Origin of the sequence: Streptomyces sp. NRRL F-4489 (assembly GCF_001509485.1) — a bacterium.
Taxonomy (GTDB): Bacteria; Actinomycetota; Actinomycetes; order Streptomycetales; family Streptomycetaceae; genus Streptomyces.
The window spans coordinates 1-16,699 of the sequence record NZ_LLZI01000232.1 but is presented as its reverse complement, the minus strand read 5'-3'; the positions used below and the strand labels follow the sequence as shown (position 1 = coordinate 16,699).

The 16,699-nt window shown below is 74.7% G+C and carries 12 protein-coding genes and 1 pseudogene; 7 read left to right on the top strand and 6 right to left on the bottom strand.

All coding sequences use genetic code 11. The annotated features are described in order from the left end of the window. Nucleotides 1-11: 11 nt before the first annotated feature. Together ADL22_RS20085 and ADL22_RS20080 are read right to left on the bottom strand one after the other, a co-directional pair. On the bottom strand, nucleotides 12-488 hold the full coding sequence (locus ADL22_RS20085) for a PPOX class F420-dependent oxidoreductase (protein ID WP_066981326.1): 477 nt from the start codon (nucleotides 486-488) through the stop codon (nucleotides 12-14). Between the two features lie 64 nt (nucleotides 489-552). After that, on the bottom strand, nucleotides 553-1,050 hold the full coding sequence (locus ADL22_RS20080) for a hypothetical protein (RefSeq protein WP_066981324.1): 498 nt from the start codon (nucleotides 1,048-1,050) through the stop codon (nucleotides 553-555). Nucleotides 1,051-1,221: 171 nt separating this feature from the next. Here ADL22_RS20080 and ADL22_RS20075 point away from each other — a divergent pair, with 171 nt between their 5' ends. Next, nucleotides 1,222-1,956, top strand: coding sequence for an MBL fold metallo-hydrolase (locus ADL22_RS20075; RefSeq protein ID WP_066981321.1), 735 nt, complete (start codon nucleotides 1,222-1,224; stop codon nucleotides 1,954-1,956). A 45-nt stretch (nucleotides 1,957-2,001) separates the two neighbouring features. Here the strand turns inward: ADL22_RS20075 and ADL22_RS20070 are convergent, their stop codons facing one another. Then, nucleotides 2,002-3,045, bottom strand: coding sequence for a LacI family DNA-binding transcriptional regulator (locus ADL22_RS20070; protein WP_066981696.1), 1,044 nt, complete (start codon nucleotides 3,043-3,045; stop codon nucleotides 2,002-2,004). 182 nt (nucleotides 3,046-3,227) lie between these two features. Between ADL22_RS20070 and ADL22_RS20065 the strand changes: the two genes are divergently transcribed. Beyond that, complete coding sequence (locus ADL22_RS20065; RefSeq protein WP_066981318.1) at nucleotides 3,228-3,923, top strand: alpha/beta fold hydrolase; 696 nt, start codon at nucleotides 3,228-3,230, stop codon at nucleotides 3,921-3,923. Between the two features lie 80 nt (nucleotides 3,924-4,003). Here ADL22_RS20065 and ADL22_RS20060 read toward each other — a convergent pair whose 3' ends face one another. Together ADL22_RS20060 and ADL22_RS20055 are read right to left on the bottom strand one after the other, a co-directional pair. Next, on the bottom strand, nucleotides 4,004-4,885 hold the full coding sequence (locus ADL22_RS20060) for a GNAT family N-acetyltransferase (protein WP_066981316.1): 882 nt from the start codon (nucleotides 4,883-4,885) through the stop codon (nucleotides 4,004-4,006). Nucleotides 4,886-5,145: 260 nt separating this feature from the next. Continuing rightward, nucleotides 5,146-6,072, bottom strand: coding sequence for a hypothetical protein (locus ADL22_RS20055; RefSeq protein WP_066981314.1), 927 nt, complete (start codon nucleotides 6,070-6,072; stop codon nucleotides 5,146-5,148). 293 nt (nucleotides 6,073-6,365) lie between these two features. On the opposite strand from ADL22_RS20055, the gene ADL22_RS20050 reads away from it, so the two are divergent. After that, nucleotides 6,366-7,175, top strand: a complete 810-nt coding sequence (locus ADL22_RS20050) for a S1 family peptidase (RefSeq protein WP_066981311.1) — start codon at nucleotides 6,366-6,368, stop codon at nucleotides 7,173-7,175. Nucleotides 7,176-7,392: 217 nt separating this feature from the next. After that, nucleotides 7,393-10,479: an endo-alpha-N-acetylgalactosaminidase family protein gene (locus tag ADL22_RS20045; protein ID WP_066981308.1), complete on the top strand. Its 3,087-nt coding sequence runs from the start codon at nucleotides 7,393-7,395 to the stop codon at nucleotides 10,477-10,479. Between the two features lie 84 nt (nucleotides 10,480-10,563). Here ADL22_RS20045 and ADL22_RS20040 read toward each other — a convergent pair whose 3' ends face one another. After that, nucleotides 10,564-12,333 (bottom strand): glycoside hydrolase family 35 protein, encoded by a 1,770-nt coding sequence (locus tag ADL22_RS20040; protein WP_066981305.1) that lies wholly within the window; start codon nucleotides 12,331-12,333, stop codon nucleotides 10,564-10,566. Between the two features lie 192 nt (nucleotides 12,334-12,525). Between ADL22_RS20040 and ADL22_RS20035 the strand changes: the two genes are divergently transcribed. From ADL22_RS20035 to ADL22_RS20025, 3 genes and pseudogenes are all read left to right on the top strand, one after another. Next, a complete protein-coding gene (locus ADL22_RS20035; protein WP_066981302.1) occupies nucleotides 12,526-13,413 on the top strand; it encodes a helix-turn-helix domain-containing protein in 888 nt (295 codons plus the stop codon). 93 nt (nucleotides 13,414-13,506) lie between these two features. Further along, the gene (pepN, locus tag ADL22_RS20030) at nucleotides 13,507-16,035 is read left to right on the top strand and encodes an aminopeptidase N (protein ID WP_066981299.1); all 2,529 of its coding nucleotides are present in this window, start codon (nucleotides 13,507-13,509) and stop codon (nucleotides 16,033-16,035) included. A gap of 248 nt (nucleotides 16,036-16,283) precedes the next feature. Continuing rightward, nucleotides 16,284-16,699 (top strand): annotated as a pseudogene (locus ADL22_RS20025) (aspartate aminotransferase family protein); the annotation flags it as partial.

The following is a 16,699-nucleotide window of genomic DNA, read 5'->3' as shown; positions in this document are numbered from 1 at the left end:
CCGCTCCGGCGTCAGGCGCTCCGGCCGTCCACCAGGCGGGCCGGGAAGCCGCCGGTCGCGATCGGGCCCCAGCGGCGCGGCGTCACCCGGATCAGCGACTTGCCCTGCTTGCGCATGGCCGCGCGGTACTCGTCCCAGTCCGGGTGCTCCCCGGCGATGTTGCGGTAGTACTCGACCAGCGGCTCGATGGAGTCCGGGGCGTCGACCACCTCGGCCTCGCCGTCGATCTGCACCCACGGACCGGTCCACTCGTCCGACAGCACCAGCACACTGACCGACGCCACCCGGCGGACGTTGCGGACCTTGGCGCGCTCCGGATACGTCGCCATCACCAGCCGCCCGGAGTCGTCCACCCCGCAGGTCAGCGGCGAGCCCTGCGGGGTGCCGTCGGAACGGCGGGTCAGCAGGATCGCGCGGTGCCGGGGGCGGACGAACTCCAGCAGCTCGGGCAGGTCGACGCGGGTGGTGGTGGCGATGGAAGGGCTCATACGGCCGAGCCTAGGACGTGGCACGCCCCCGGTGGGAGGCGGCGCGGCGGCCGGGCGGCCCGGGTCAGCCCTTCAGCAGCCGTTTGCCGGTGGCCGCGTCGACCACCGTGCGCCCGCCCAGCGGCGCCTTCAGACGGACCGTCACCTTGTCGGTGGCCAGCTGCGCGGTGCACATGCCCTGCGCGCTCTTCTTCCGGCCCCAGCCGGTGACCACGACCAGGTCCTCGGACTCCTGGGCGCGGGCGCCGTAGCGGGCGTCGCAGGCGCTGTGCCCGACGGTCACGGTCAGCTCGCGGGCGTTCGCGGCGCCGGGCCGGGCGGCGCCGGCCAGCGGCAGCAGTGCGTCGTGCCGGCCGGGCACCGGGGCCACCTTCGGCCAGTCCCGCACGATCTGCGCGGCGCGCCGGGTGAAGGCGTCCTGGGCGCGCGGGGGCGGTGCGGTGCCCACGGTCTGCGTCTCCTTGCCGCAGCCGGAGAGCGCCGTGGCCCCGGCCGCGGTGAGGGCGAGGGCCAGGGCGGTCACCCGGGCGCGCGTACGGGAGCGGTTGGCGGGGTGCTGCATGACATGCCTCCTCGGGTCGGTCGGGGATGGGACGTGGCGGGGGCGCGACGGGTTCCGGGGGGGGCGGGCGCGCCATGGGGCCTTCTCCGGGCGGGAGTTACGCCATCCGCGCAGTCCGCCCACGGCGCAACACACGGGACGTCCGGACGTCCGGCGGCTAGCGTCCGGATCATGGACGCACTCACCCGGATCTCCCCGCACGTCTGGCAGGTCCCGTTCCCCGTCGGCCACGTCTACCTCGTCGCGCTGCGCGGCGACGGCTACGCGGCCATCGACACCGGCCTGCCCGGCTCGGCCCCGGCGGTCCTCGACGCACTGGCCGCGCTCGGCGCCGCCCCCGCCGCCCTGCGGCAGATCGTGCTCACCCACTGCCATATCGACCACATGGGCTCGGCCGCCGACCTGGCCGCCGCCACCGGCGCCCGGGTCCTGGCCGGCGCCCTGGACGCCCCCTGCATCACCGGTGCGCAGCCGGCCCCCGAGCCCTGCCACAGCCCCGCCGAACAGGTCCTGCACGAAAGTCTGGTGGCCGGTTTCGCCGCCTCCGGGCGGCCCCCGCTGCGGCCCGTCCCGGTGGACACCGCACTCCACGAGGGCGACACCCTCGACGACTGGCCCGAACCGGTCCGGGTACTGCACGTCCCCGGCCACACCCCGGGCGGTATCGCCCTGTACCTCCCGGAGAGCGGGCTGCTCTTCCCCGGCGACGTCATCGGCACCGACCCCGCCGGCACCCAGGTCGTCCTCGGCCCGTTCAACGTCGACCGGGCGGCCGCCGTCGCCTCCTTCCGGCGCCTGGCCGCCCTCGACGGCCTCGAAACGGTCTGCGTCCCGCACGGCGTCCCGCTCCGCACCGGCGCCCGCGCGGCCCTGGCGGCGGCGACCCCGGAGACGGACTGGCTGTGAGCGAGACACCCAACGGCCGTACGCATCAAGGAATCTGACTCGGCGTCAGCCCGACTCGCGGCCCGCCACCCGGAACGTCCCCAGCCGGTGCGCGGCCGGTGCCGTGCCCGGCTCCCGGATCAGGCCGTCCACCAGCCGGGCGATGCCCTCCGGCGGGGTGATCTCGGGGCGGACGGTGGTCAGCCGGGGGCGCACCAGGCGGCCCGGCAGCAGATCGTCCGCGCCGACCACCGCGGTCGCCCCGGCGCCGGTGCCCACCGCGTGGCCGGCGTCCTGGAGCGCGCGCATCAGCAGCATCGCGTACTCGTCGTTGTACGCGAAGACCGCGTCCAGGCCGAGCGCCGGCCACCGCGCCGCCAGCCGGGCCGCGGACTCCTCGGTGAGCGCCAGCTCCAGCGTGCGGACCACCGCGCCGGGGCAGGCCGCGGCCGCCTCCCGTACGCCGGCCAGGCGGGGCGCGGCGAAGGCGGCCAGGCCCGGTTCGGCGGGCCGCACCACGCCGATCCGGCGGCGGCCCCCGGCCAGCAGGTGCGCCCCGGCCCGCCGGCCCGCCTCCCGGTGGTCCAGCAGCAGGGTGTGCGCGCCCGGCGGCGCCTGCGGACCGGCGGTGAGCACCGCCGCGGTGCCGGACCGCTTCAGCAGCGCGACGGCCGCGGCGTCCAGCGCCGGCCCGTGCAGCGCCAGCACGGCGGCGGGCCGCAGCTCCGCCCAGGCCCGCGCTGCGGCCGCCGGGGACTCCGCGGGCGCGCCGTGCAGCACGCCGGTGTACCCGAGCCGGTGCAGCGCGCTCTGGAAACCGGCCAGGAAGCCGGTGAACAGCGGCCCGAACGCGGGCACGGTGTCGGCCGGCGCGGCCAGCAGCACGATCCGGCCCCGCCCGGCCCGCAGACTGCGCGCCGCCGCGTGCGGTACGTACCCCAGCTCCTCGGCCGCGGCCCGCACCCGGGCCTGGGTGCGGGCCCCGACGCGCCCGGCGGCCTGCCCGTTCAGCACGTACGAGACGGTGGCGCGGGAGACCCCGGCGCGGCGGGCAACGGCCGCGCTGGTCGGGGGAGTCGGGAGCGGCGCGGGGCCGGCTGGGTCGGTCATGGTGGTGGGCATCCTCGCACAGCGCGGCGCGGCCGCCTCCGCGTCACCGCTTGCGCCCGTATGGGAACTTACACGTGTAACGTCAGCCGTGCGGCCGCGCCCCCGTACGGCCCCGGGCCCCGGCGCGCGCGGGCGGAGCGCGCCCCGGAGCGGGCGGGAGACGAGCGGGAGAGAGGGACGGTATGCAGCTGCACACCCACGAGTGGGGCACCGGCGACCGGATCGCGGTCCTGATCCACGGGATAATGTCCGACCACCGCACCTGGCACCGGGTCGGCCCGGCCCTCGCCGACCGCGGCTACCGCGTGCTCGCCGTCGATCTGCGCGGCCACGGCCGCAGCCCGCGCGGCGACTACGGCCCCGAACTCTTCGCTGACGACCTCGTGGACACCCTCCCGGCCGGCGTCGAGGTCGCGCTCGGGCACTCGCTGGGCGGGCTGGCGCTGTCCCTGGCGGTGCCGCGGCTGCGACCCCGCCGCGCGGTCTACTGCGATCCGGCGTGGTCGCTGGCGGGGGTGGGGCAGCCGGTCGACCCGGCGGTCTTCGTGACGTTCAAGAACGCCGACCGGGCCCGCATCCGCGCCTTCAACCCGCGCTGGGACGACGCCGATGTCGATATCGAACTGGCCACCCTGGCCGACTGGGACACCGGCACCGCGCTGGCCCTCTCCGGCGGCCATCTGCACGACCGGACCCCGGAGCGCCCGGTGGTGCCGTCACTGGTGCAGATCGCGGGGGAGGGGTTCCTGTTCACCGAGGAGGCGGCGAAGGACCTGACCGGCCGCGGCTTCGAGGTGCGGACCGTGGCCGGCGCCGGCCACACCATCCACCGCGACGACCTGCCGGCCTTCCTGGCGGGGCTGGAAGGCTGGATCTGAGAAGTCCTCCGTGACCGGACACGTCACGAGGCCACCCCCCTGGGGATGGGCCGAGGCGCGCCTCGCCCCATCCCCCCGCCTCACAGATCGAGTTGATAGGTGAGTTCCTGGTGCGTCGGTGCGTAGCCGAGCGCGTCGTTGATGTTCCGCATGGGCCGGTTGGTGTCGGCGGTATCGGTCAGCAGCCCGCCGAGCTCGGGGTGGCGTGCGCGGGCCTGCCGGATCGATGCGGCCTTCATCCACCGGCCGAGGCCGTGTCCGCGGTGCTCGGGCAGCACGCCGGTCCCGTAGTGCAGGCCGTCGCCCCTGCCGTCGCCGGGGACGACCAGCTCGGTGAAGCCGGCGATCGAGCCGTCCGAGGCGTCCACGGCCACGACCGTGTGCAGCAGCTCGCCTCGCTCCGCGACGGCCCGCGCGACAGCCCGGACCCGGTCCACGTCCCAGGTCACCGTCCCGTGATCGGCGTCGTCCATCGGCATGTCGTCCATGGCGCGGCGCGAGGCGGCGAAGGTGCGGGCGAGGTCATCGGGAACGGTCCCGTACCACGACGCCAGCCGGTATCCGGGATGCGGCCGCTCCACGATCTTTTCGAGGGCCGCGACGTCCACTCCGGCCAGCGGCAAGCGGGCGAACGTCAGGGTGAGGACCTTCCGGAAACCCCGGGCCGGCAGGAAACGGCCGCCGGGGGACCCGGCCTCGGCCTGGGCGAGAACGCAACGCCTGCGGTCTTCCCGGGCAGCGGCCACGGCCGCGTCGAGCAGCCGCGAGCCGATGCCGCGGCGCCGCTCGACCGGATGGACCCGGAGCTCGAGTTCGGCCAGGTGCGCTCGCCCGGCATCGGTGAACAGGCGCAGGAACGCCGAGCCGACGGGAACCCCGGCGGCGTCGGACGCCAGCCAGGCCAGACGGTGGCTGGACGGACCGTGGTGGGGGTCGGTCAGAGGAGTGACACGTATCGACAAGTTGTCTCCGTCGTGAGGAGGTGGCGAGTGGGGGAACGCGGACTCGACTGCTGAGCACTCCTGCGCATGTGCTGCACACCTCCCTGTCGGCGGAGCCGGCCGATGGCACTCGGACGGCCGGCAGAACCTAACCGCTCCCGCGCGCCAACGGCAAGGCGGAACACGGTAAATGCTCGGACGGGGCCGACTCCCCGCTCACGTACCGCACCCACGTACCGCAACCGCGTACCGCTCCCACACACCGCTCCCCCCTACCGCTCTCACGTATCGCAATCCAGCACCGTCCGGCACAGGCCGCAGCGGGCCCGGAGGCGGCCGCGGACCGGGACGCGGATCCGGGCGCAGCAGACCGGGCACGGGAAGGAGACCCGCGGCGGCGCGCCGGGTCCCGGCGCGGGCTCGAAGGCGTAGCCGGGGCCCTCGCCGTCGCCGGGGGCGGCCGGTGGGACGGTGCGCTGCGGACTCTGGGTCGCCGCGCGGCGGTCCCGGGTGTAGCGGAGCCGGGCGGTCCAGCCGGCGCCGGCCAGCGGCGGCCGGTGCTCGTCCCGGCGGGCCCGGTCCCGTCCGGCGGTGTACGCGTCGTACGCCTGCGGGCTGGTGAACCACGGCGCGGGGTCCTCGGCGAAGAACGCGGCCCGTTTGGCGAGGACGTACCCGAACTCCTCCGGGGTGAGATAGCCCAGCTTCTGCGAGAACGGGCCGTGTTCGCGGTAGGCGTCCAGCAGCAGCCAGCCGGCGCCGAGGTAGGCGGCGGCGGTGTCGGTGAGGATCTCGTTGTCGCGGGTGCCGGGGAAGGACAGGTCCAGGCGGTGCAGCCAGACGTGGGTGACCTCGTGGGCGAGGGCGGCGCCGATGTCCTTGCGGTGGCGCCGGAAGCGGTCGTTGAGTTCGACGAAGTACTCGGGCCCGGCGGTCAGTTCGACGGTGGCGGCGTGCTCCATCTCGCGGAAGGTGATCACGATCCGGGCGTCCGGCAGGTGCAGCTGGCGGACCATGGCGCGGGCCACCCGCTGGGCGCCCAGGTGCAGATCCTCGGTGTCGTCGAACGCCACGTCCACCGGGAGCACGCTGGTGGGAAAGGCGCTGACGGTGTCGTAGGACAGGCGCCGGAAGAGCGCCGTGAGGGCCGCGCGGACCGTGCCGAGATGGGGGAAGCCGTGCGCGATACCGCTGCCGCCGCTGCTCATCCGGCCACTCTACGGCCGGAGCGGGCGGGAGAGGGACGGGACGTACGGGGCGCAAGGGGTAGGGGAGTTGGCCGGATGTTGACCCTTGTCACTCTGTTCCCCCGGTCCACATAATCGCAGGGCGCTTTACGGGTTCATTGCCCCGATGCCCGGAGGCTTTGCGGTATGCCGCCGCCGTACACGCGCTTTTTACGGCGGCCATACCCGCCGCCGGGCTTGGCATGAGCCTGCCATGAAGAAGCGTGCCGTGCGTACGAACCCCCACACGTCCACCCCCCACGAAAGGACACCCGATGCGCCTCCCCACGAAGCACATCAGGAGAACCACCGCCGCCGGCGCGATCGCCCTGGCCGCCTTCAGCCTCCAGCCGGCCGCCGCGCACGCCGCCCCCGCCCCCACCCCCGGCGGCCCCGTCCACTCCCACGTCGTCGGCGGCACCCGCGCCGGCCAGGGCGAATTCCCGTTCATGGTGCGGCTGTCGATGGGCTGCGGCGGCGCCCTCTACGCCAAGGACATCGTGCTCACCGCCGCCCACTGCGTCGACGGCAGCGGCCCCGACACCTCCATCACCGCCACCGCCGGCGTCGCCGACCTCCAGGACCCGGTCGCCGTCAAGGTCAACTCGACCCAGGTACTCCAGGCCCCCGGCTACAACGGCAAGGGCAAGGACTGGGCCCTCATCAAGCTCGCCAAGCCGATCGACCAGCCCACCCTCAAGATCGCGGGCACCGACACCTACAACAACGGCGACTTCACCATCGCCGGCTGGGGCGCCGACAAGGAAGGCGGCGACCAGCAGCGCTACCTCCTCAAGGCCACCGTCCCGTTCGTCGACGACGCCACCTGCCAGAAGGCGTACGGCGACTCGCTGACCCCCGGCGACGAGATATGCGCCGGCAAGCTCGACACCGGCGGCACCGACACCTGCCAGGGCGACTCCGGCGGCCCGATGTTCCGCAAGGACGACGCCGGCCAGTGGATCCAGATCGGCATCGTCTCCTGGGGCGAGGGCTGCGCCCGCCCCGGCAAACCCGGCGTCTACACCGAGGTGAGCACCTTCGCCTCCGACATCCAGAAGGCGGCCTCCCAACTGGGCGGCTGAGCCGCACCCGCCCCTGATAGCGGGCCCCTGGGAGCGCCCCGGGGGCCCGCCGCTCACCGCGTCGCCCCGTAGCCCACCGTGAGCGTCAGCGGCTCCCACGAGAAGCGGATCCGCCCCACTTCTGTCCAACACCCCCGCCCCTCAGTCCATGGGCCGGGCCGGGGGGTGCGGCGCAGGGTGGGGGCGGTAGAGCGTTGCGGGAGTGAGGAGGACGGGCGTGAAGGTACCGCCGGGGCCGAGTCGCAGGCAGGTGGTCGCCGCTGGGGCGGTGGCCGGGGTGGTGGGGGTGCTGCCGTCGGGCGCGGGGGCCGCGGCCGCTGTGCCCCGAGGTGGGGAAACGGTCCTGCGGTCGGGGGAGTTGGAGGTCCGGGTGGATTCGGGGTTCCCCCGGATCGTGGCGTACGCCGATCGGGGGACCGGGGAGGTGGTGTACGGGCAGGACGTGCCCGTGAGTGAGGTGCTGATCGACGGGGTGGCGCACCGGCCGCAGGTCAGCCGGCGGGTCCGGGGCGGCGATCGGGTGGACTACATGCTCGACTTCGGGGGCGGGACCACGCTCGCCGTGCGGATCGCGGTGCGGGGGCGGCAGGTGGACTGGCGGGTCACGGCCGTCACCGATACGCCGGCGCTGCGCATCGGGACGCTGGAGATACCGGGGCTGGCGCTGCTGGCCGTGCGGAGTGATCAGCCGGGGGCGCAGCTGTTCGCCGCGCGGCTTCAGCTGGACAAGGCCGGGAGCGGGGACACGTTCATAGCGGTCGAGGCGGAGACGCCGGTGGAGGCCACGCGTACGGGGTGCGCGTATGGCGTCGTCGCCACGGGGCGGCTCGCCGCCGCCATCGAGACCAATACCTGCTACGACCACCCCAGCGGGACCACCACCTGGGAGAACGGGCGGTTGTGGCGGCAGACCGTACGGGGGGAGGGGTGGGTGAAAGCCCAGCTCGGCCCCGGGCAGTGGACCGTACGGGCGGCGGGCGCTTCCGCGGAGGGGGAGGGTGGCGCCGAGCCGCTGCCGTATGCGACGGTCATCGTCACCCGGGACCGCAACGGGGACGGGCGGGCCGACTGGCAGGACGGCGCGATCGCGTTGCGGGACATCATGGTGACGCCGCTGGGCGCCGAGGAGCAGCATCTGCGGGTCGTACCGCATATCCCGTTCAACTTCGCCAGTCAGGCCACCAATCCGTTCCTGGCGACGCTCGACAACGTCAAGCGGATCGCGCTGGCCACGGACGGGCTGCGGCAGTTCACGCTGCTCAAGGGCTATCAGTCGGAGGGGCATGACTCGGCGCACCCGGACTACGGCGGCAACTACAACGCGCGCGCCGGCGGCCTGGCCGACCTCAACACCCTGCTGCGCGCCGGGAAGAAGTGGCACAGCGATTTCGCCGTCCACGTCAACGCCACCGAGTCGTACCCCGTCGCGCACGCCTTCTCCGAGCAGCTCGTCAACAAGGACGACAAGCAGTGGGACTGGCTCGACCAGTCGTACCGCATCGACGCCCGCCGCGACCTGCTCTCCGGCCGTATCGCCGCCCGCTTCGCGCAGCTCCGCGCCGAGACCGACCCCGCCCTGACCACCGTCTACCTCGACGTCTTCCGCGAATCCGGCTGGAACTCCGACCGGCTCCAGCGCCATCTGCGCGACCAGGGCTGGCAGATCGCCACCGAATGGGGCCACGGCCTGGAACGCTCCGCGCTGTGGTCGCACTGGGCCAACGAGACCGACTACGGGCCCGACACCTCGCGCGGTATCAACTCCCGGCTGATCCGCTTCGTCCGCAACCACCAGAAGGACGTCTTCGCCGACAAGTGGCCCACCCTGCTCGGCGCGCCCCGGATGGGCAACTTCGAGGGCTGGACCGGCAAGAACGACTGGCACGCCTTCCTCGCCATCGTCTGGAACGACGCGCTGCCCGCCAAATACCTCCAGGCGTACCCGATCCGCACCTGGGACGCACACGAGATCACCTTTGAGGGCCCCACTCGCACCACCGTCACGGACAGCGGCGGCGTCCGCCGGATCACCACGGATGGCCGTCTGGTCTACGACGGGGGTACGTATCTGCTGCCGTGGGAGCCGCGTGACGCGACCGATCCGGCCAAGCTCTATCACTTCAATCCCGGGGGTGGGAGGAGTACGTGGCGGTTGCCGCGGGGGTGGGGGGATGCCTCTGCCGTGTACGTCTACCGGCTGACTGATCAAGGGCGGGCGGAGGAGACCCGGGTGCCTGTCGCCGGGGGGCGGGTCACGCTCGATGCCCGGGCCGGCACCGCCTACGCCGTCTATCGGGCGCCCGCCCCGGCAAAGGCCGATCCGCGCTGGGGGGAGGGCACGCCGCTGGCCGACCCCGGGTTCCACGCCGGGAATCTCGACGCGTGGCAGGTCACCGGGCCGGCCGAGGTCCGGGCCAACGAGCGGGGGGATTACGAACTCGTCATCGGGGCGGGATCGGCCGCCACCGTCGCCCAGCGGCTGGCCCGGCTCGCCCCCGGCGACTACGCCGCCTCCGTCCAGGTCGAGGTCGGCGCCACGGCGGGGGAGCGGCGGCGGGCCGCGCTGGAGATCCGTACCGGCGACGGCGTCACCGCCGCCAACTGGACCGACACCTCCACCGCCGGCAACTACGTCGCCGCCGACCGCAAGTCCGGGACCCGCTTCCAGCGGATGACCACCCGCTTCACCGTCCCGGAAGGCGGCGGTCCGGTCACCCTCGCCCTCTCCGCCGCCACCGGCACCGCCCGGGTCCGCTTCGACAACGTCCGGGTGGTGGCCGCGCCCCGGCCCGCCGCGGCCCCCGGCACCCTCTGCGACGAGGACTTCGAGCACGTACCGCAGGGCTGGGGACCGTTCGTCAAGGGCGACGCCGGCGGCAGCACCGATCCGCGCACCCACCTCGCCCAGCGGCACGCGCCGTACACCCAGCGCGGCTGGAACGGCAAGGCTGTTGACGATGTGCTCGACGGTGGGCAGTCGCTGAAGTCGAGGGGGGAGAACCGGGGGGTGGTCTACCGGACCGTGCCGCACACCGTTCGCTTCCGGCCCGGCCGGCGGTACCGCGTCACCTTCCGCTATCAGAACGAGAAGGCGGGGCAGTACGCGTGGATCACCGCGGTGGACGAGCCCGCGGCCCGCGAGCTCGCGCGGCAGCCGCTGCCGGTCGCCACGGAAACGGCCGCGTTCGGTTACGAGTTCGCGGCGCCGGCGAGTGGGGAGGTGTGGGTGGGGCTGCGGAAGACGGGGGATGACGGTACGGCGGAGTTCGTCCTCGATGCCTTCCGGGTCATCGAGGTGGGGTGATGAGGGGGAGAGGTGAGGGCGCGCGGCGGGGGGCACCCTGGGGGCGCCAGACTCACGGCACCAGGCCGGGGCGCCCCGGCTCGCTCACGGCACCAGCCGGGGCGCCCCCGCCGCACCGCCCGCCCCGGGGCCCTCCAGCTCCAGCACCAGGACCTCGTTCACTCCGTCCCGCAGCACCGGCCCCGGTACGCACAGGGCCCGCTGCGGGCCCGCCGACCAGTACCGCCCCAGCGGGAAACCGCCCACCCACGCGAACCCCCGCGTCCAGCCCGGGAGTTCCAGCAGCGCGTCCCCCGCCCCGCCGGCCGGCACTGTCACCATGCCCCGGTGCAGCCCCCGCGCCCCCGGCCGCGGCGCCTCCCACGGCAGGCCCGCGGCCGCCGCCGCCCCCGCCGCCCCGTCCAGCGCGTCCAGCCGCAGCCCCCGCGCCGACACGCCGTGCAGATACTGCCGCTCGTGCAGCACCCCGCCGGTGATGCCCTTGGGCTCGCCCAGCCGCGGCCCGTAATTGACCCGGCCCAGGGACTCCACCCACAGGTCCACGACCGCCGGGCCCGGCACCGGCCCCAGCAGCGCCTCCTCCTCCGCCAGCACCGGCCCCGGCACCCCGTCCACCAGGGTCACCGCCCGGTCCCGCAGCCCGACCACCCGCAGCTCGTACGGCCGGCGCGGGCCCGGCACCGCCACCCGGTAGCGGACCAGGCCCCGGTCCACGTCCAGCTCCTCGAACGTCGGCGGCACCGCCGCGCGCACCTCCGGCCCGCCCAGCGCGTCCAGCACCGCGTCCGGCGCCGCCCAGCCCGTCAGCGCCACCTCGGCCGGCGCCGCCAGCACCGGTTCCGGGTCCGGCGGCGCCGGCAGCGGCTCCTCGGCGTACTCCGCCAGCACCTCCCGCAGCCGCCGGTACAGCTCGGTCGGCCGCCCCCGCTCGTCCACCGGCGCCCCGTAGTCGTACGAGGTCACGGCCGGCAGCAGCCGCCCGTCGTGCCGCTCACCGGCCCGGTTCGCCCCCGCCCAGCCGCCGGAGCTGGTCCCGCCGTGCGCCATGTAGACGTTCACCGACGCGCCGCACTCCAGTACCTCGCGCAGCGCCGCCGCCACCTCCGCCGCCGGCCGGGAGACGGTCCGCCCGCCCCAGTGCGCGAACCACCCGCACCAGAACTCCATGCACAGCAGCGGCCCGCGCGGCCGGTGCCGGCGCAGCACCGCGAACGCCTCCGCCGCCCCGGACCCGAAATTCACCGTCGCCGGCAGTCCCGGGACACTCCCGCCGGTCAGCATGTGGTCCTCCGGGCCGTCGGAGGTGCACAGGGGGACAGAAATCCCCAAGTCCTTTATCAACGCGGCAAGTTGGTGGAGATAGGCGGTGTCCGAGCCGTACGAGCCGTATTCGTTCTCGACCTGGACGAGCACCACCGGGCCGCCGCGGTCGCACTGGCGGGCCGCCACCTCCGGCAGCAGCACCCGCCACCAGTCCGCGACCGGGCCCAGGAACGCCGCGTCGGCCGTCCGCACCCGCCGCCCCAGCGCCCCGGTCAGCCAGGACGGCAGCCCGCCGTTCTCCCACTCGGCGCAGATGTACGGGCCCGGCCGCACGATCGCCATCAGGCCGGCCGCGTGCGCCGCGTCCAGGAAGCGGCCCACCGCGCCGACGTCCCGGTAGTCACCCCGGCGCGGCTCGTGGAGATTCCACGGTACGTACGTCTCCACGCAGTTCAGGCCCATCGCCCGCAGCAGCGCCAGCCGGTGGCCCCACTGCGCCTCGTGCACCCGGAAATAGTGCAGCGCCCCCGACAGCAGCCGCACCGGCCGCCCGTCCCGTTCGAAGTGCTCTTCCCCCACCGCGAACCGCATCGCGCCTCCCCTCCCGCCACCACACGTCGCCGGCCACCCTCGCCCTCTGGCGCCCCACCCGTCCATGGACAAAGATCGGACCCCATTGGACCGTTCGGCATCGGACTGTTCGGCATCGGTCGGCATCGGTCCGTTCGACAGCGGACCGTTCGACCACACGCGGCGGCGCACGGCGACGGGAGGCCGGCCGGCATGTACCACACCTGGATGCGCTACTTCACCCCCAGCCCCGTCCACCACCGGCTCGGCCTGGTCTGCCTCGGCGTCGGCCTCCAGTACGGCACCCTGCCGCCGGTCGGCCCCCGCACCCTCGACCACCACGTCGCCGTCCTGATCACCGCCGGCCGCGGCTTCCTCACCACCCCGGACGGCCACCGCCGCACCGTCACCGCGCCCGCCCTCCTCTGGCTGCTGCCCGGCGTCCCGCACCACTACGGCGCCGACCCGGCCACCGGCTGGGACGAAAGCTTCGTCGACTTCACCGGCCCGGCCGCCGACACGTACACCGAACTCGGCTACATCGATCCTGAGCAGCCACTCGTCCCGCTCGCCGACACCGGCCCGGCCCGCACCGCCATCGGCCGCATCGCCCGCGCCGCCCGCCGCGGCAACCCCCTGCTGGAGGTCGAGACCGCCGCCGCCGTCCACGAACTCCTCGTCGCGCTGCGCCGCGCCCGCGCCGACACCGGCGCCGACGGCGAACCCCTGCTGCGCGCCCTGGCCCGGGACGCCTTCCTCCCGCTCACGGTCACCGAGCACGCCGCCCGCCACGGTATGACCCCGGCCGAACTCCGCGCCGCCGTGCGCCGCGGCGCCGGCTGCAGCCCCAAGGACTACCTCCTCGGCATCCGCCTGGGCCGCGCCAAGGAACTCCTCGCCGGCACCGAACTCCCGGTCGCCGCCGTCGCCCGCCGCGTCGGCTACGACGATCCCGCCTACTTCAGCCGCCTGTTCACCCGCCGCGTCGGGCTCGCCCCCGCCCGCTTCCGCGACCGCCGCACCCGGGACGTGCCCGGCGGCTGGTCCACCCGGGTCCCGGACCCGGACAATCCGCCGCTGGTGGGCGGGAGCAGTCCGTGATCAGCGCGAGGAGGCCGAGCCCGGCCCGGCCCCCGCGGGCCCCGTCCCCCAACCCCGTGGACCACCCCGCCCGCCACCGGGCAGCATGGCCCCATGCCCGCACTGCAGCGTTCCGAAGCCGAAGCCCGCGCCCAGCTCCTCGACGTCCACCACTACGCCATCGACCTCGATCTGACCCGCGACGACGAGCACTTCACGTCCCGTACCACCATCGACTTCACCGCCCGCGCCGCCGGCGACACCTTCGCCGAGATCAAGCCCCACGAGCTGCACACCGCCACCCTCGACGGCCGCCCCCTCGACCCCGCCACCCTGGACGGCAACCGCCTGCCCCTCACCGGCCTGTCCGCCGGCCCGCACCGCCTCGAACTCCACGCCACCATGCGGTACTCCCGCACCGGCGAAGGCATGCACCGCTTCACCGACCCCGCCGACGGCGAGACCTACACCTACACCCAGCTCTTCCTGGACGACGTCCAGCGCGTCTTCGGCGCCTTCGACCAGCCCGATCTGAAAGCCACCGTCGACCTCACCGCCACCGCCCCGCCCACCTGGACCGTCCTCGCCAACGGCCGCACCACTCAGCTCCCGGACGGCACCTGGCAGGCCGCCACCACGCCCCGCATCTCCACCTACCTCGTCGCCGTCGCCGCCGGGCCCTGGCACTCCGTCCGCACCGAACACGCCGGGATCCCCTTCGGCCTGCACTGCCGCCGCTCGCTCGCCCCCCACCTCGACGCCGACGCCGAGGAACTCCTCGACCTCACCCGCCGCTGCTTCGACCGCTACCACCAGCTCTTCGAGGAGCCGTACCCCTTCGACTCCTACGACCAGGCGTTCGTCCCGGAATTCAACGCCGGCGCCATGGAGAACCCCGGCCTGGTCACCTTCCGCGACGAATTCGTCTTCCGCTCCGCCGTCACCGACACCGAACGCCAGACCCGCGGCATGGTCATCGCCCACGAGATGGCCCATATGTGGTTCGGCGACCTCGTCACCCTGCGCTGGTGGGACGACATCTGGCTGAACGAGTCCTTCGCCGAGTACATGGGCTACCAGGTCCTCTCCGAAGCCACCCGCTACACCGGCACCTGGACCGACTTCGCCGTCGCCCGCAAGGGCTGGGGCTACGACGCCGACCAGCGCCCCTCCACCCACCCCGTCGCCCCGGCCCCCGACGACGTCCCCGACACCGCCTCCGCCCTGCTCAACTTCGACGGCATCTCCTACGCCAAGGGCGCCTCCGCGCTCCGCCAGCTCGTCGCCTGGATGGGCGAGAAGGACTTCCTCACCGGCATCAACGACCACTTCGCCCGCCATCGCTTCGGCAACGCCGCCCTCGCCGACTTCCTCGACTCGCTCGCCCGCGCCACCGACCGCGACGTCCACGCCTGGGCGGAGCGCTGGCTGCGCACCACCGGCGTCGACACCCTCACCCCCGCCGTCACCGCCGAGCACGGCAGCTGGCACCTCGACATCGCCCACACCGGCACCCGCCCGCACCGCATCGCCGTCAGCGGCTACGACACCGACCCGCACCACCCCGGCCGCCTCACCCCCCGCGACCGCTTCGAACTCGACATCCCCGCGGACGGCAACCCGCCCCGCCACACCACCCCGCGCGCGGCCCCCGCCCTCGTCGTCCTCAACGACGGCGACCTCAGCTACGCCAAGATCCGCTTCGACCCGGCCTCCTGGCGGACCGCCGCCCGCTCCCTCTCCGCCCTCCCCGACCCGCTCACCCGCGCCGTCGTCTGGAACGCCGCCCGCGACCTCGTCCGCGACGGCGAACTGCCGCCCACCGCCTACCTCGACGCGGCCCGCGACCACCTCCCGCACGAAACCGACCTCGCCCTCGTCCAGGGCGTCCTCGCCTTCGCCCGCGGGCAGATCGCCGATCGCTACCTCCCCCTCCCCGAACGCCACACCGCCCTCACCCTCCTCACCGACCTCAGCCGCGACCTGCTCCGCCGCACCGAAGGCCCCGGCCACGGTCCCGAGGCCGGTCTCCGCCTCACCGCCGTCCGCACCTTCATCGACAGCGCCACCACCCCCGAAGGACTCCAGGACTGGCTCGACGGCGACACCGTCCCCGGCGGCCCCGCCCTCGACCACGAACTCCGCTGGCGCATCCTCGCGCGCCTCGCCACCCTCGGCGCCGCCACGCCCGAAGCCATCGACACCGCCCTCGACCGCGACCCCAGCGCCACCGGCCGCGAGGGCGCCGCCCGCTGCCGGGCCGCGCTCCCCGACCCGGCCGCCAAGCAGGCCGCCTGGGACGCCCTGTTCACCGCCGACGAGGACACCGCGCTGTCCAACTACCTCTTCACCGCCACCGCCACCGGCTTCTGGGCCCCCGAGCAGCAGGACCTGCTCCGCCCCTACGTCGCCCGCTACTTCGCCGAGGTCCCGGCCCTCGCCGCCCGCCGCGGCCCCGCCCTCGCCAAGGCCGCCGGGCGGTACGCCTTCCCCGGCCCGTTCGTGGAGGACGCCACCCTCCGCCTCGGCGAACGGTGCCTGGCCGAGGCCGACCCCACCCCGGCCCTCCGGCGCACCGTGGACGACCAGCTCGACGACCTGCGGCGCGCACTGCGCGTACGGGCCGCCGCCGCGCAGCGGTAGCACGTACCGGAGCGGAAACGGCAGGGGAACGGCGCGGGTGCCCTCGGGTGCCCGCGCCGTCCGCGTCCCGGGCATCCGCCCCCGACCCCGCGCAAGACCGCAGGCAACCGAACATCTGCGGGACAACCGTCCCACGAACGGGTGGTCCCTCCGGAACGGGTGGATACCCGCTGTACCGGGACAGTAACTTAGGGCGGCCTAAGACCCGGTGCGCCGTGCACCAACTCCCGTTGAAGAAGAGCCTCTTGATGCCCGACGCCCCTGCCGGCACCGCCCTCGCAGGCGGCACCGACGGCCCCCGCGCGCTCCGCCCGTTCCTCGACACCGTCCTCGACGCCCTCACCACCGGCGCCCAGGACCGCTCCGGCCCCCTCCCGCCCGGCGGCCCGGACATCGTCGCCCGCACCGTCCGCGACGCCTGCCACCCCCTCCTCCCCGACGAGGGCGACGGCCCCCACACCGCCCTGCGCACCCTCGTCCACACCCTCGCCGCCGGCGCCGCCGACCCCGCCGATCCGCACTGCGCCGCCCACCTCCACTGCCCCCCGCTCGCCCTGGCCGCCGCCGCCGACCTCGCCGCCAGCGCCCTCAACCCCTCCCTCGACTCCTGGGACCAGGCCCCCGCCGCCTCCACCCTGGAAACCCTCACCGCCCGCGCGCTCGC